15 protein-coding genes, 1 tRNA gene and 1 pseudogene are annotated in these 13854 nt (G+C 38.5%); 11 read left to right on the plus strand and 6 right to left on the minus strand.

Annotated features, from left to right (window positions below):
- Positions 1-8 precede the first annotated feature (8 nt).
- Entirely contained in the window at positions 9-455 is a 447-nt protein-coding gene (locus OOZ15_RS02905; protein WP_265954216.1) for a YybH family protein, read from the minus strand.
- Positions 456-561: 106 nt separating this feature from the next.
- Here OOZ15_RS02905 and OOZ15_RS02910 point away from each other — a divergent pair.
- Positions 562-1164 (plus strand): annotated as a pseudogene (locus OOZ15_RS02910) (BRO family protein); the annotation flags it as partial.
- A gap of 61 nt (positions 1165-1225) precedes the next feature.
- Here OOZ15_RS02910 and OOZ15_RS02915 read toward each other — a convergent pair.
- The 4 genes from OOZ15_RS02915 to OOZ15_RS02930 all read right to left on the minus strand — a co-directional run bounded on the left by OOZ15_RS02915 (position 1226) and on the right by OOZ15_RS02930 (position 5010).
- Positions 1226-1738 carry a DUF6155 family protein gene (locus tag OOZ15_RS02915; RefSeq protein ID WP_265954217.1) on the minus strand — a complete coding sequence of 171 codons (513 nt, stop codon included), beginning with the start codon at positions 1736-1738 and terminating at the stop codon, positions 1226-1228.
- Between the two features lie 167 nt (positions 1739-1905).
- Complete coding sequence (feoB, locus tag OOZ15_RS02920; RefSeq protein WP_265954218.1) at positions 1906-4005, minus strand: ferrous iron transport protein B; 2100 nt, start codon at positions 4003-4005, stop codon at positions 1906-1908.
- Positions 3998-4246: a FeoA family protein gene (locus OOZ15_RS02925; RefSeq protein WP_265954219.1), complete on the minus strand. Its 249-nt coding sequence runs from the start codon at positions 4244-4246 to the stop codon at positions 3998-4000. Before OOZ15_RS02925 ends, feoB begins: the two co-directional genes overlap by 8 nt.
- A gap of 92 nt (positions 4247-4338) precedes the next feature.
- Positions 4339-5010 (minus strand): SCO family protein, encoded by a 672-nt coding sequence (locus tag OOZ15_RS02930; RefSeq protein WP_265954220.1) that lies wholly within the window; start codon positions 5008-5010, stop codon positions 4339-4341.
- 157 nt (positions 5011-5167) lie between these two features.
- On the opposite strand from OOZ15_RS02930, the gene rseP reads away from it, so the two are divergent.
- The 10 genes from rseP to OOZ15_RS02980 all read left to right on the plus strand — a co-directional run bounded on the left by rseP (position 5168) and on the right by OOZ15_RS02980 (position 12327).
- Positions 5168-6493 (plus strand): RIP metalloprotease RseP, encoded by a 1326-nt coding sequence (gene rseP, locus OOZ15_RS02935; protein ID WP_265954536.1) that lies wholly within the window; start codon positions 5168-5170, stop codon positions 6491-6493.
- Positions 6494-6645: 152 nt separating this feature from the next.
- On the plus strand, positions 6646-6930 hold the full coding sequence (locus OOZ15_RS20235) for a GIY-YIG nuclease family protein (RefSeq protein WP_265954221.1): 285 nt from the start codon (positions 6646-6648) through the stop codon (positions 6928-6930).
- 3 nt (positions 6931-6933) lie between these two features.
- Positions 6934-7007 (plus strand) — tRNA-Asn (locus OOZ15_RS02945).
- A 135-nt stretch (positions 7008-7142) separates the two neighbouring features.
- A complete protein-coding gene (locus tag OOZ15_RS02950) occupies positions 7143-7817 on the plus strand; it encodes a hypothetical protein (protein ID WP_265954222.1) in 675 nt (224 codons plus the stop codon).
- Between the two features lie 126 nt (positions 7818-7943).
- Positions 7944-8237, plus strand: coding sequence for a helix-turn-helix transcriptional regulator (locus OOZ15_RS02955; RefSeq protein ID WP_265954223.1), 294 nt, complete (start codon positions 7944-7946; stop codon positions 8235-8237).
- A gap of 29 nt (positions 8238-8266) precedes the next feature.
- Entirely contained in the window at positions 8267-9472 is a 1206-nt protein-coding gene (locus OOZ15_RS02960) for a DUF5906 domain-containing protein (protein WP_265954224.1), read from the plus strand.
- 213 nt (positions 9473-9685) lie between these two features.
- Complete coding sequence (locus OOZ15_RS02965) at positions 9686-10546, plus strand: DUF8464 domain-containing protein (protein WP_265954225.1); 861 nt, start codon at positions 9686-9688, stop codon at positions 10544-10546.
- 136 nt (positions 10547-10682) lie between these two features.
- The gene (gene mbpA / locus OOZ15_RS02970; RefSeq protein ID WP_265954226.1) at positions 10683-11000 is read left to right on the plus strand and encodes a mobilization protein MbpA; all 318 of its coding nucleotides are present in this window, start codon (positions 10683-10685) and stop codon (positions 10998-11000) included.
- The gene (locus OOZ15_RS02975) at positions 10997-11869 is read left to right on the plus strand and encodes a relaxase/mobilization nuclease domain-containing protein (RefSeq protein ID WP_265954227.1); all 873 of its coding nucleotides are present in this window, start codon (positions 10997-10999) and stop codon (positions 11867-11869) included. Before mbpA ends, OOZ15_RS02975 begins: the two co-directional genes overlap by 4 nt.
- Positions 11870-11880: 11 nt before the next feature.
- On the plus strand, positions 11881-12327 hold the full coding sequence (locus OOZ15_RS02980) for a DUF6730 family protein (protein WP_265954228.1): 447 nt from the start codon (positions 11881-11883) through the stop codon (positions 12325-12327).
- A 428-nt stretch (positions 12328-12755) separates the two neighbouring features.
- On the opposite strand, the gene OOZ15_RS02985 is transcribed toward OOZ15_RS02980, so the two are convergent.
- Positions 12756-13853 (minus strand): hypothetical protein, encoded by a 1098-nt coding sequence (locus tag OOZ15_RS02985; protein ID WP_265954229.1) that lies wholly within the window; start codon positions 13851-13853, stop codon positions 12756-12758.
- Between the last annotated feature and the right edge of the window lies 1 nt (position 13854).

Raw genomic sequence — 13854 nt, forward strand, 5'->3', positions numbered from 1 at the left:
TCTATTCTTTAATTGGTAGCGGAAGTATGATCACTAATGATAAGCCATTTATCATCAAATTTTCGCCATATCAGGGTAAAATATCCGTTGAGGTCGCCAATACTGCGCTTTAGGTGAAAAGAACCTATGATTTGAGCAACTCCTTCTTTTACTTGTTGTAGTTTAATCACTTTAAAGGTCAGTTTTCCCATGGCGGTGGTATCGGGATACCCTTTTAAATAGCGCTCTTTTGTAGCTTCCCAACCAAAAACAGCTCCGGAGGAACCTACAAAAGCCAAATCTTCAGATTTCCAATAGCCTTCCATAAACGCAGGGATATCACCGCGATTCCACGCTGATTCCTGTTCGTTGAACACCTTCAAAATAGCCGATCGATCGGCTGGAGAAATTTGTTCCTGTGCAAAGGACAGGTTTATATTCAGTAATAAAAAAACAGCGAGGAAGAATGGTTTCATTGTTAGATAGTTTTAAATGATGGTTCCAAGGTAATTAATTAAAACATAAGTTTTTGTAATGTTGAATAAACTATGAAATTACATTAAAAACTCGTATAATTACTATATGAAATCAGAAATAATAAAATCACTTTCCAATAGTTTTGAAGACCACTCTCAAACAACCGAAAATGGAATCGAATTTTGGTTTGCCAGGGATGTTCAGCATTTACTTGGATATTCAGAATGGAGGAACTTTCAAAAAGTAATTGTTAAAGCAAAAACTTCTTGTGAAGCTACCGGAAATGAAATTTTGGACCATTTTGTTGACGTCAACAAAATGGTTAAACTAGGTTCTGGGAGTAAAAGGGAAATTGACGATATAATGCTTACCCGATATGCCTGCTATCTAATAGCCCAAAATGGAGACCCTAGAAAAGAACAAATTGCTTTTGCCCAAAATTATTTTGCAATTCAAACCAGGAAATTTGAGGTAATCGAAAAAAGAATAAAAGACTGGGAAAGGTTACAAGCTAGACAAAAATTAACGCTTTCAGAAAAAGAATTAGCCACTGAAAGACAGATTTCAACTGAACACATAACAAATAACCGTGGAGTTAGAAGTATTTTACTGAAAAGAGGGATCAAACCGGAAGAACTACCCCCTGAAGAAGATGTTAAAAAACTTGAGCGCAGGGTAAATTCTGAATCTAAAAAGCTTGGAAAAAATCCTGATAAAGTATTATTTATAACAACTAGTATTTCTATGGATTTGTTTTGTCATAAAAACACTAATCAATCAAATCCAAAGAACGCTCCATCGTGGATAAGTGTGGCCATTCCTGAGCTTGCGCTTCTTTATAAACCGCTATTAATCGGGGCTTGAATTGGTCTAAAAGTCCGTGTACCATAGTAAATTTAACCGCTTCATCAAAAGATTTGACCATACTTTTATAGAAAGCTTCTTGCTTCAATGCTTTTTCTTTATTGAAGGTTTGTGCTATTTCCAAATTAAACCACATCACATCAGCAATCAAAACCGGATTGACGCCCAGGGTGATAAAATGCTTGATATATTTTTGAGCCACAGAGCGTCGGGCTCTGGGTTTTCTTCTTTTTACAGGAAAGTATTCGTTGGCAATTTTGGCTTTACACTCATCTATGAGCTTGTCTTCTTTCGGATTAAAAACAAAATCATAATAGACTTTTACTTCTTTAAAACGACCATATAGCTCAAGAACTTGCTCTTCGAGCTCTTTTTTCTTTAAGGATTTAAGGTATTTCTTTAGATCGCGTTTGGACATATCGGATTAATGACAGTTACAATCATCGCTTCCACAAGCACTGTCGTTTTTCTTTCCGCCTAAAAAATAAAGCGCTTTCGGGAAAAAGAACTTGCAGATTAAATAAGCAACTGCCAAAAAAAGAATGATATAAACTAATATATTTTGGAGATCCATTTTAGATTTTCTTATTTAATTATTTGATACGCAATGAAAGCTACAAGATACGCAAATCCGGTCATAAATACTAATTGCATTATAGGCCACTTCCAGGTATTGGTTTCCCGTTTTACAATAGCCAAGGTACTCATACACTGCATCGCAAAGGCATAAAACAACAATAAAGAAATCCCTGAAGCCAGATCGAACAGTGGACCGCCCGTAATCGGGTTTACTTCTGCTGCCATTCTGTTTTTTATGGTTTCTTCTTCATCACTACCAACACTATAAATGGTAGCCAAAGTCCCCACGAACACCTCACGTGCAGCAAAAGAACTTATAACCGCAATACCTATTTTCCAATCATATCCTAAAGGCAATATTACTGGTTCTATAACTTTTCCGGCAATACCTATATAAGAATTCCGCAGTTTGTATGAGGTGATTTTAGTTGAAAGCTCCTCTTCGGAAAGGCTTTGTGAAGCCGTTTGGGCAGTAATGACCTCTTCTGCATTATCATACCTGTCCGACGGGCCATTGGAAGCCAAAAACCACAAAATAATCGATATTGCCATAATGATCTTACCGGCGCCAAAAACAAAGCTTTTGGTTTTTTCTATAACGGTAATCAACACATTTTTGAACAATGGCACCTTATAATTGGGCATTTCCATCACAAAAAATGTCCGACTCTTTATTTTCAGAACCTTATTGAGCATCCATGCAGAAGACACTGCCACACCAAAGCCCAGCAAATACAATAACATTAGGGTAATCCCTTGTATGCTCATCCCCATAAAACGATTATCGGGAATCACCAGGGCAATGATGATAAGATATACAGGAAGACGTGCCGAACAGGTCGTAAATGGCGTTACCAAAATGGTGATCAAACGCTCTTTCCAGTTTTCAATATTTCGGGTGGCCATTACCGCCGGAATAGCACAGGCTGTCCCCGAAATCAAAGGTACAACACTCTTTCCGCTCAATCCAAAACGGCGCATGATGCGATCCATCAAAAATACTACACGGCTCATGTAACCGGACTCTTCCAAAATGGAAATAAACAAGAACAAAAAGGCGATCTGCGGAATAAAAATCACGATTCCTCCCAAGCCCGGAATAATTCCCTCAGAAATAAGATTGGAAAGTGCTCCTTGAGGTAAGGTGTTTTTTGTCCATTCACTTAGCGATGCAAAAGAACTATCAATAAAATCCATTGGATAGCTGCTCCAGTCGTATATCGCCTGAAAAATAACGAGTAAAATGGCAAAAAAGATCACATAGCCCCACACTTTATGGGTCAAAATCCGGTCGAAAGAAGCCCGGAATCCTTTTGCTGCATTAGCATCAACTTTATACCCTTCTTTTAAAACCCCATTGATAAACTGATAGCGCAAGACCGTTTCCTTATGCTGCATCCTTTTCAGTTCTGACTTAGGTTTTGTTGAAAAAGCCGAAGTGTCCTTAATCAGCGAACGGTCGAGACTCACAAAATTGGCATCTTGGGTGATCACCAGCCACAATTTATAAATATCCTGCTGCGGAAAAGCACTTTTTAATCCGTCAAAATATTCAGGGTCTACTAGAGTCGTATCCACGCAAGGTATAGTAGAAATGCTCCTATAATCAGCTATCAGTGCTTTAATTCTGTCAATTCCGGTTTTCTTTCTGGTACTTACAACAGCCACTTTTGTATGAAGGCGCTCTTCAAGGATCTTCTCATCGAGAACAATCCCTTTACGCTCCATTCTATCAGCCATATTAATCACCAAAATGGTCGGTATTTTTAAATCCTTTATTTGTGTGAACAGAAGCAGATTCCTTTTCAGATTCTCTACATCGGTAACGATAATGGCCACATCGGGAAAGTCTTTGTCGTTTTTGTTCAACAGGAGTTCAATAACCATATTTTCATCCAGGGAAGTTGCATTAAGGCTATAGGTTCCCGGCAAGTCCAGAATATGTGCTTTAACCCCTCGGGGCAATTTACAAACCCCTTCTTTTTTCTCGACCGTGATCCCGGGATAGTTCCCTACCTTTTGGTTGAGTCCCGTTAATTGGTTAAAAACCGAAGTCTTTCCTGTGTTGGGATTTCCTATGAGGGCTACATTGATCTGCTTACTCATACGGCTTATTTTCTGCTAAGACGTCTATTTCAATTTGAAGTGCTGTTGCCCTGCGGATGGCCAAAAACGAACCGTTGATATTCAAATACAACGGATCTTTAAACGGTGCGATCTGCAATAATTCAACTTCATTCCCCGGCAAACATCCCATTTCCAGAAGTTTAATGGGAATGATGTCTGTAGAAAATTCTTTTATAATGGCGCGTTCTCCGCGTTTTAAATGTGCAATTGTCAACTTCAAACCTTATTTAGATTCATTTTAAGTAAGCAAAAGTAAGATAAAAATTAGGTTTGATGAAATTATTTGGTGATATAAAAAGGAACAATGTTCACTTATTGGTATTCAGTCTTAAGCACCTGGATGTCATGCAAGAGTTTTTCCATGTCTTCTTCCTTAGTGCCGTCATAAAATCCGCGAATGCGTTTTTTCTTATCGACAAGAATGAAATTTTCGGTATGGATCATATCAAACGGTCCGCCATCACCTATGGTTTTTACAGCCATATAACTTTTTCTAGCCAGCTCGTAGATTTGCTTTTTATCGCCTGTCACCATATTCCATTTACTGTCGATCACTCCTTTTTCAAGCGCGTACTCCTTGAGTCTTGGCACCGAATCGATCTCCGGAGTGACCGAATGTGAAAGGAACATCACTTCCTGATCGTCCTTTAACTTTTCCTGCAAACGTACCATATTGTCTGTCATAATCGGACAAATGGACAGGCAGGTGGTAAAGAAAAAATCGGCTACATAAATCTTATCCTCATAATTGCTTTCAGTAATCGTATCCCCATTTTGATTGACCAACTCAAACGGTGAAATGGTGTGGTATTTCCTCACATACTGAATGCTATTGTCCACCAATTCGGGATTAACCATGGCGGGTTCATAAACAGTCAAACGCTCTTTTGGTTTCAGCACCTGATAGATCAAACTGATAATGATGACCGACAGCACAAAAAGCGTAATAAAGAGGTATTTGAATTTACTGAAAAAACGAAGCATGGAAAACATCTTTTACAATGCAAAAATACAACATCAAAGAGGAAAATTTGTGTTTTTATCTTAAATGAATCATAAAACCAAAGTATCAATCCATTTTGATTATGGTAAATAGACTGAAAACCTTACTTTTGTGCGATTTGAAATTGATACTAGATTTATGAGTCCGATTTTAGTTAAGACAATACAGCTTTTTTTAAGTTTATCTATACTGATTATTCTACACGAACTTGGTCATTTTATCCCAGCTAAATTATTTAAAACCAGGGTAGAAAAATTCTTCCTGTTTTTTGATGTGAAGTTTGCCTTGTTCAAAAAGAAAATAGGCGGAACCGTTTATGGTATCGGGTGGTTGCCTTTGGGCGGATATGTGAAAATTTCCGGAATGATCGATGAGAGCATGGACAAAGAGCAGATGGCACAACCGCCACAGCCTTGGGAATTCCGTTCTAAACCCGCATGGCAACGTTTGATTATCATGTTGGGCGGGGTTACTGTCAACCTGTTTTTAGGGTTCTTCATTTATGCTATGATCCTTTTTGTTTACGGAAGCAATAAAGTGGATTCTTCAGAATTTCCTAACGGATTTGAAGTTGCCAACCAGATCGAACAATTTGGTTTCCAAGATGGTGATAAAGTATTAAAAGTAGACGGAAAACAACCGGAAAACATCCTGGACGTTAGCAGAATGATGATCGTTAGAGGTGTAAAAACTGTAGAAGTAGAACATCCTGACGGAAACACAGCAGTGCTTGCCCTTCCTGATACTTTAGGCACATATTTATTCAAGCAAGGGGTGATGCAGCCTATTATCCCGAGAAGAAGCACTGTTTTAGACAGTATTGTTCCCGACAGTCCGGCCATGAAAGCCGGTTTGCAGGCAAACGACCGTATTGTGTCGATCAATGGGAAAGCTATCAATCACTGGGACGAATTTAGCCGTGTGGTTGAAAATGGCAATCAGCAACCTATCAATTTTGTTATAGAGCGCAACAAGCTTACTGACACGATGACCATTACTCCTGATGCCGATAACGCGATTGGGGTGTATTCAACATCACCTTTAGCCGGTGTAGAATTTGAAAAGAAAAAATACTCCTTTGCTGAGGCGCTACCAGCGGGTATCGAATACGGTTATTGGACCTTAATGGATTATGTGAGTTCGATGAAATTCATATTCACTAAAAAAGGAGCAACGGAGGTGGGTGGCTTTGGTACCATTGCCAAACTCTTTCCAGACACATGGAATTGGCGGAATTTTTGGCATTCTACCGCTTTTATTTCCATTATTTTGGCCTTTATGAATATCCTGCCTATCCCGGCATTGGATGGTGGTCATGTGATGTTTCTCCTCTATGAGATTATTACCGGAAGAAAACCGAATGAAAAATTCCTGGAATATGCACAAATGGTTGGGTTCTTTTTATTAATTGCCTTACTTTTGTATGCTAACGGGAACGATCTTTACAAAGCTATTTTTGATTAAAATAAAAATTAATCTTTTTTGTTTGCCTTAAACAAAAAAACATATATATTTGCATCCGCAAAATAAGGGAATACCACCTTCCTCCTTAGCTCACCCCAATAGCTATCGATAGGTTAGAGCATCGGAGAAGACGTTCTTAGAAATGTGTTATTATGGTATATATATTATACTCTGAAGCCTTAGATAGGTTTTACACCGGGGAATCGGAATCAGAAAATGTTGACTTGAAATTGAAACAACACAACGATGGTTTTTTCAAAGATTCATTTACATCGATTACTGATGATTGGGTTTTATTTTATAAAATTGAATGTGATTCACGAAGTCAAGCAAAAAAAATTGAATCACACATTAATAAAATGAAAAGTTCAACGTATGTCAGGAATATTGTAAAATATCCTGAAATTATAGAACGGTTAAAATTAAAATATAAATAATATTCCTCCTTAGCTCAGTTGGTTAGAGCATCTGACTGTTAATCAGAGGGTCCTTGGTTCGAGCCCAAGAGGGGGAGCATAACAACGACAAGCCATTCAAGAAATTGAGTGGCTTTTTTGTTTCTGCTCGGGTACAACATAGGTACAACAAAATCCACTTTTTAATTATTTCTTATCTTAAGGTCTGTATTGGAAAATATAAGTAACCATATATGGATAAATGGATAAAAAAATTAGCTCTATTATGGTGTAAAATAGATGATAAAATTGATTCTCTTTTTGAACGTAGGGTATTGAATAACACCAATGGCATCTTTGCCTTTACAATGTCCTTTATTATCCTTTTGGGATTGATTCTTGTAATCGTTTATCCTTTTGATTCCTTATCTCAAAGAATACTGTTTTTCTTTATCTACACAGTAATCGGTTTTATTGCAATTGTCATTGCAGGGGTTTCCCATGAAAAAAAACGAATAAAGAATAGTAGGCTGTATCCATTTCAGTATGTGTCCATTAAATGGGATACCATAAATTACAAGGCGTTAAAATTTAACAAGGAGGAACAAATTGATTTCAACTTACTCCTTAACAGAAGACGGGTACAAAATAAAATCAATTTTCAGGAAAACAACAGAAGTAAGGAGGGAGCAAATCACCGCTTGCTGTTCTCTATGTTTCATGTGCTTATCCAAGATGGGATCGATAATTTCACTAGCATACAGAAAAAGGACTTTTTTGAGATGTTAATGGATTCTTTTTTGATGAACAATAACCCGATAAAATATGACACGTTAAAAACCAGTTTTTCCAACTGGAAAGGTGATTTAAATTCGGATAAAGGCAAAAGTTATATCAAATATTGGATGGATATTTTTAATTTATCGTAATTATTGAATTATTAAAGGATAATCTCAGTTATCGTATTGATTAAGTCATATTTGGCGTCATATATTTGTCCCTGCGCAACATAAGTAAAAGGCCTTTTACTCATCATTAATTTAAAACTTAAAAAGATGAATGAGCAAGAGCATGTTGTAGGGTTATTACAAGATATCAAATCTTTACTCTCCCATAACAAAAAGATTTTAAACGTAGAAGACCTGTCCCGGTATACCGGGCTCTCCAAAAGTAAGATATATAAGCTTACCCAATTGAAGTTGATCCCTACGGGTAACAATAAGCATATCCGTCAAAAGTTTTTTGACAAAGATGTCATTGATGCCTGGCTTATGGGAAATCCGAACCTTTCTGATGAGTTTCTGGAACAAAAGTTCAATGAACAACTTTTGAAAAAAAGAAAATTCTAATTGTCAATATCAATTCTTAAATCAATTTTATGAAGAAGATTCCCTACCGTCGTATTGGCACCACCTATTGGAAAGATATAGAAAAACCGCTTATATCGGGTGACTCCATCTCCATCATGGTACGGTGGAACAAAGAAACGATCATTGCAGACCACGGGAAGGCTTACCTGTCAAAAATTCCAAAGCTAGACGGGTTCTGCTGCATACCTGAGCATATCAAGTATGAGCAAGTGGTAGGTAATTCCTATAACACCTATCATGAGCTGCCTATAAAACCCAAAAAGGGCAAGTGCCCCGTTTCTATGGGTTTTGTAAGGCATATTTTCGGGGAACAGGCAGAACTGGGCTTGGATTACTTGAAAATCATCTATGAACAACCCTCACAGATACTGCCCATTTTGTGTTTGGTCAGTAAAGAGCGTGGCACTGGAAAAAGTACATTCATCAAATGGCTCAAGGTCATCTTTGGGCAAAACATGACTTATATCAAAGGGGACGGTTTCTCTTCCCAGTTCAATGCCGATTGGGTGTCGAAAGTCATTGTGGCAGTGGACGAGGTTTTCTTCGATAAAAAAGAAATCACCGAACGGCTTAAATATTTAAGTACCACCGACAAGGACAAAATTGAGGCCAAGGGAAAAGACCGGGAAGAAGTCGAATTTTTCGGAAAATTCATTCTCTGTAGCAATAACGAGGACACTTTTATACTTATCGATTCCAACGAAATACGCTTTTGGGTCAGGAAGGTATTCCCTTTTGATACTGAAGACACTGAGTATTTGCACAAGCTTGTTTCTGAAATACCGGCTTTTATGCAATTTCTCATAGACCGTCCATACGCTTCAGAAAGGAAAACACGGATGTGGTTTACCCCGGAACAGATCAAGACCAAGGCTCTTAAAAAATTGGTTTGGCTGAACAATAATGTGGTCGAAAGGGAAATGGTACATCTGCTCTATGAGATGTTTGAGTCTACCGGTGCCGACGAGCTCAAGATTACCCCAAGGGAAATCGTATCAAACCTGAGCAAGGTGAGGCGTAAAAACTTCGAACCAAACGATATCAGGAGAATACTGAAAAACAAATGGGAACTCACCCCTTCCGACAATTCAAATTCCTATCAGGGATATGAGTTTACCAGTTATGGTGAGTTTGTCCAGATAAACCGTGTTGGAAGATATTTTACTGTTGAAAGAAGAAAGATTTACGGAATTTTTGATGAAATGATGAATTAAAGGATTAACTGATTGATAATTAAAAATATAAGCGTTCATCAAAGTTTCATCAAACGTTCATCAAAATATAACCCCTATCAAAAATGATGAAGGTTTAAAACAGAGTTTGATGAATGATGAAAAAATGATGAAGACTGGAACACCAGTAAAAACAGGGGTTATAAGAGATTCTTCATCATTTCATCAAAATTTTTACAAAACAAAACCCTACACATGAAAAACAAGAAACTCACATGCGAAAGAGCCCGAAATTTTTCCTGCCTAAAGGCGCTCCAAAACCTCGGGCACTTTCCCATTAAAAAATCGGAGAAAGAAGCTTGGTTTCTGAGTCCCCTGCGGTCAGAAACCCAAGCCTCTTTCAAAGTCTCTTTGACCTTGAACCGTTGGTACGACCATGGTGCCGGTATCGGTGGTAATGTAATCGATCTGGTCTGCCTTATCAAACAATGCTCGGTTAAAGAGGCCTTGTATATCCTGGACAATGAAAACATTCCTTTTTCTTTTCAAGGGCAAATAACTAATCCAGATAAAAACCGTATTGAAATCCTTTCCACCGGGAACATACAACACCCTGCCCTGTTCGACTATTTGAAATCCAGAAGGATCAAGCCCCGAACAGCAAACCGTTATTGCCGGGAAGTACACTACTCACATAAAGGAAAAAAATATTTTGCCGTTGGCCTAGAAAACAAGTCCGGGGGATATGAGCTGAGGAACAAGTTTTATAAAAATTGTTCATCCCCTAAGGACATAAGCTTGGTCAAGCATGCCCGAACAAGCCTCGTCATTTGTGAAGGCTTGTTCGACATGCTTTCCCTGTTAAGCTATGCCCCTTCTGTTGCGGAAAAAAATGATGTGTTGGTGCTCAACTCCGTTGCCTTTGTAAAGAAAATCAAAGAGTATTTAGTGAATTACAATTGTATCTACCTCTATTTGGACAGGGACAGTGCAGGCAGCAAGGCTACCGAATATTTACTTAAGCAAAGTCCAAAGTGCGTGGATATGTCCCCGTTGTACAATGGGTTTACCGATCTGAACGACTGGTGGGTCTTTCAAAAGCAGCTATCCGGCTGAGTAAGAATTTCAAGATGTGTTTTTGTTACCACAAAAACAATCTTGCTTTGCTCCCGGAGGTCGCAAAGGGCTCTTAGAGCCAACAGTAATTTCCATCCAGCTTTCTGAAAAAATAAAGAATAATTGATCTTAAAAAATGCCTAAACCGAAAGTCAAAATAAAATCCACCTATATCAAGTTCCGGTGCTCCCGGTTTGAAAAACGGCTGTTGCAGGTCAAGGCCAAAAGGGCGAATATGAGCCTGAGCTCCTATTGCCGGATGGCGGCCATGGATGATAAGATCGTGGAACGGTTTACGGATGAACAAATAGAAATCTATAAGACACTGGTACAGTACCACCACAATTTCAAACGGATCGGGAACATGTTCAAGAAACGGAACCCCAAACTCCAACAGGTGGTGTACCGGTTAGCGGAAGACATCAAAGCACATTTAAAAAGTTTTAAAAAATGATCGGTAAAGGAAGTTCCATAGCACATACAAGGGCATCCATGCAATATGGATGGAACCAGGAAAAGGACGCCGAAGTGGTCTACAGGCAACATCTCTGCGGGGAAAACCCAAAAGAGATCACCAAAGAGTTCCAAACGGTGCAACAGACCAATGCCCGGTGCCGAAAGAACACTTTAAGCTTTGTACTGAGCCCGACCATTGAGGACGGGCAAAGATTAAAGCAAAAACAGCTTTCCGAACTCACCCGGAAATTTACCGAACAAATGAATTTAAAAGAACACCAGGCCATTGCTTTTGTGCATAGGGACAAAAAACACCTCCACGTCCATTTATATGTCAACCGGATTGGATTTGACGGTAAGGCCTATAACGATAGTTACATTGGAAAGAAAAGCCAATTGGCAGCGGAAAAGGTGGCGCAGCAAATGCAATTGACAACCGCGAGGCAGGTCCAACAGGAAAAACAACAATCCTTGCTGTATATCCGGGGGATCATCAAACGGAACCATGAAAGGGCTTTGCAACACCGGCCTAAGTCCGTCGACCATTATATAAAACTGATGCAGGAACAAGGTGTCAAGGTCATCCCTTCCATCAACAAATCCAATCAGTTGCAGGGGTTTCGGTTTGAATATGGGGGTCACAACCTAAAAGGCAGTGGGGTGCACAGGGATATGTCGGGCGGTAAGATACTGCTGGCCATTTCCCAAAACACCGAAAAAGGCCTAAAGGCATCAAAGGACAATACCCTTAAGATATTAAACCAAACGGTAACACTCAGTACCAACCTAGCAACATCCATCGCCAAAAAAGTGGCGAAGCAGGTCATAAAAAAAGCGATTGATACGGGAATTGGGATCGGCTATTAAAATATGGTACCATGGCAAAACTGGAAGAAATAGCGGCATTGCTTACGGAAGAGATAGCGAGTTTTAATGCATCAGTGCATAAATTGGAGCTCCTTTCAAATAAGCTTCATAAAGTAAAGGTAAAGGCGGACGCTTCCGAGATTCAGCGTCTTCTGGAAGCGTATCTAAAAAAACAGGGGCAGTTTGAACAAGACCAAGCTAAAAACACACAAGAATTACTTGGGCATATTGACCGTTCCAAACTGTTCCCGAAATGGCTTGTTGTATGCAGTGTGATATTTGTGGCTCTTTTATTGACATTGGGTTTTACCGCATTACATTTCCGGCATAGGAACCAGCAGTTAAAAAATGAAAACATGCTTATAAAAAAGCACTATCGAAATTTTATAAAGGGACAGCCCGAAATAGAAGCGCAATACCTGAAATGGACGGACAAAGATAAAGACCCAGCGCAGTAGTATTAGTCCCTGGTAAGTTTTGGGGCTTTTACCCTGATTGCAAAAGTTACCATAATAATAAAAAGAGCCCATGCCGTTGTATATGCTTATTACATTTAGTGAGAGTCATTGACCCCGCCTTACGGGTGTACAAGCACCCTCAATAATCACATTTATTTATAAATTATTCAATAACCTGAATTCTCTGTTTTATATGTCTAAGTACGTTGTATATGCTACTCGCAATTAGTGAGTGTATTATGAACCTCACCTTACGGGTGTACAAGCACCCTCGATAAACACCTTTATTTATAAAATATTCAATAACTGAATTCTCAGATTTATGTTTCTTAAAGAGTATCGTGTACGTTGTATATGCTACTCGCAATTAATGAGTGTTATTATGAACCCCACCTTACGGGTGTACAAGCACCCTCTAAATAAAATAATCATGCTATGATAAGTTCTATACCTGATTTATCAGCTTTGTATTTTATTTTGTTCATCAGCTGATAATAGCTCCAGTTCCTTAATACAAATTCTTCCTCCTTGGCAAGACCGATTTTGTCCTCTTGTTTTAATAAAATGAGCGTACCCGCCCGGTGTTTAATGCAGAAATCAATTAGTTTTCTGCTATATACATGAATACGATGGGATACATAATTACTTTCTGTGTTGCGAAACTTGTCCACCGCTTTGAGTTTTCGTTTTCGCCCTTTGCCCGATTTGCAATAAGTAGCGCCTACCTGAGCCCTCTTCCGGGCGGCCTGTATCGCCAGCCTACGATATAGGAATTCTTCCTTGGTGCCGATGGTAAGCTTGGTTTTCCCGGTTTTTACAACTATAGGATATTCAAGAGAGAGTGAGGCCTCTGCTATAATCTCGGTTTTTAAATCATGCTTTTCTTTTTCAATTTCAAATGTAGCCATCCAAAAGATTTTTCCTTCTTTGAGTTTAATATGCGAAGAGCAAAGTTTAATATCCCCATCAACTAAACACTCCAAGAGTCTTCGTTTGTCAGTAAAATCTTTACCTAAATAAGTCTTAAATGGTATGGAGAATAAACGAAAACAAAATGCCTTTTTTTCTTTTTTATATGATAATTTAATTATGTTCCTCGATCTAATTGGAAATGCTATATCCCTCCTAAAGTTTTTAAGGGAACGAAGGCCTTTCCAATAATCTGATTTATTTTTATTAAAAGAAGAGCGTAGAGTATTATTTAAGCTTGACAAAATATCAGTAGGTATCTGACCCTTAAAACGCTTAGAAACCACAAGATAAGTAGTATTGATTTGGGAACCTTTCAAGATTCCCAGTTCATCTTTTTTTTCATCAGCCAGTTTGTGCTTAATCCCTTCTGTGAGATAAAAGAAATCCTTGATCATTTCCTGTACATACAAATGGGATACAATAAGGTTGGCTGCTCTATAGCAACGGTTCTGCCATTGGTAGAGTTTATTCACCGCCTCTTTTCTTTCTTCTTTAGTAGGTAGGTCAACTGTTATCTGAATCTTCCGTGTAAGTTTAAGTGTTGAACTCTTCATA

The organism is Galbibacter kalidii (assembly GCF_026241135.1).
In the GTDB taxonomy this organism is placed as follows: Bacteria; Bacteroidota; Bacteroidia; order Flavobacteriales; family Flavobacteriaceae; genus Galbibacter.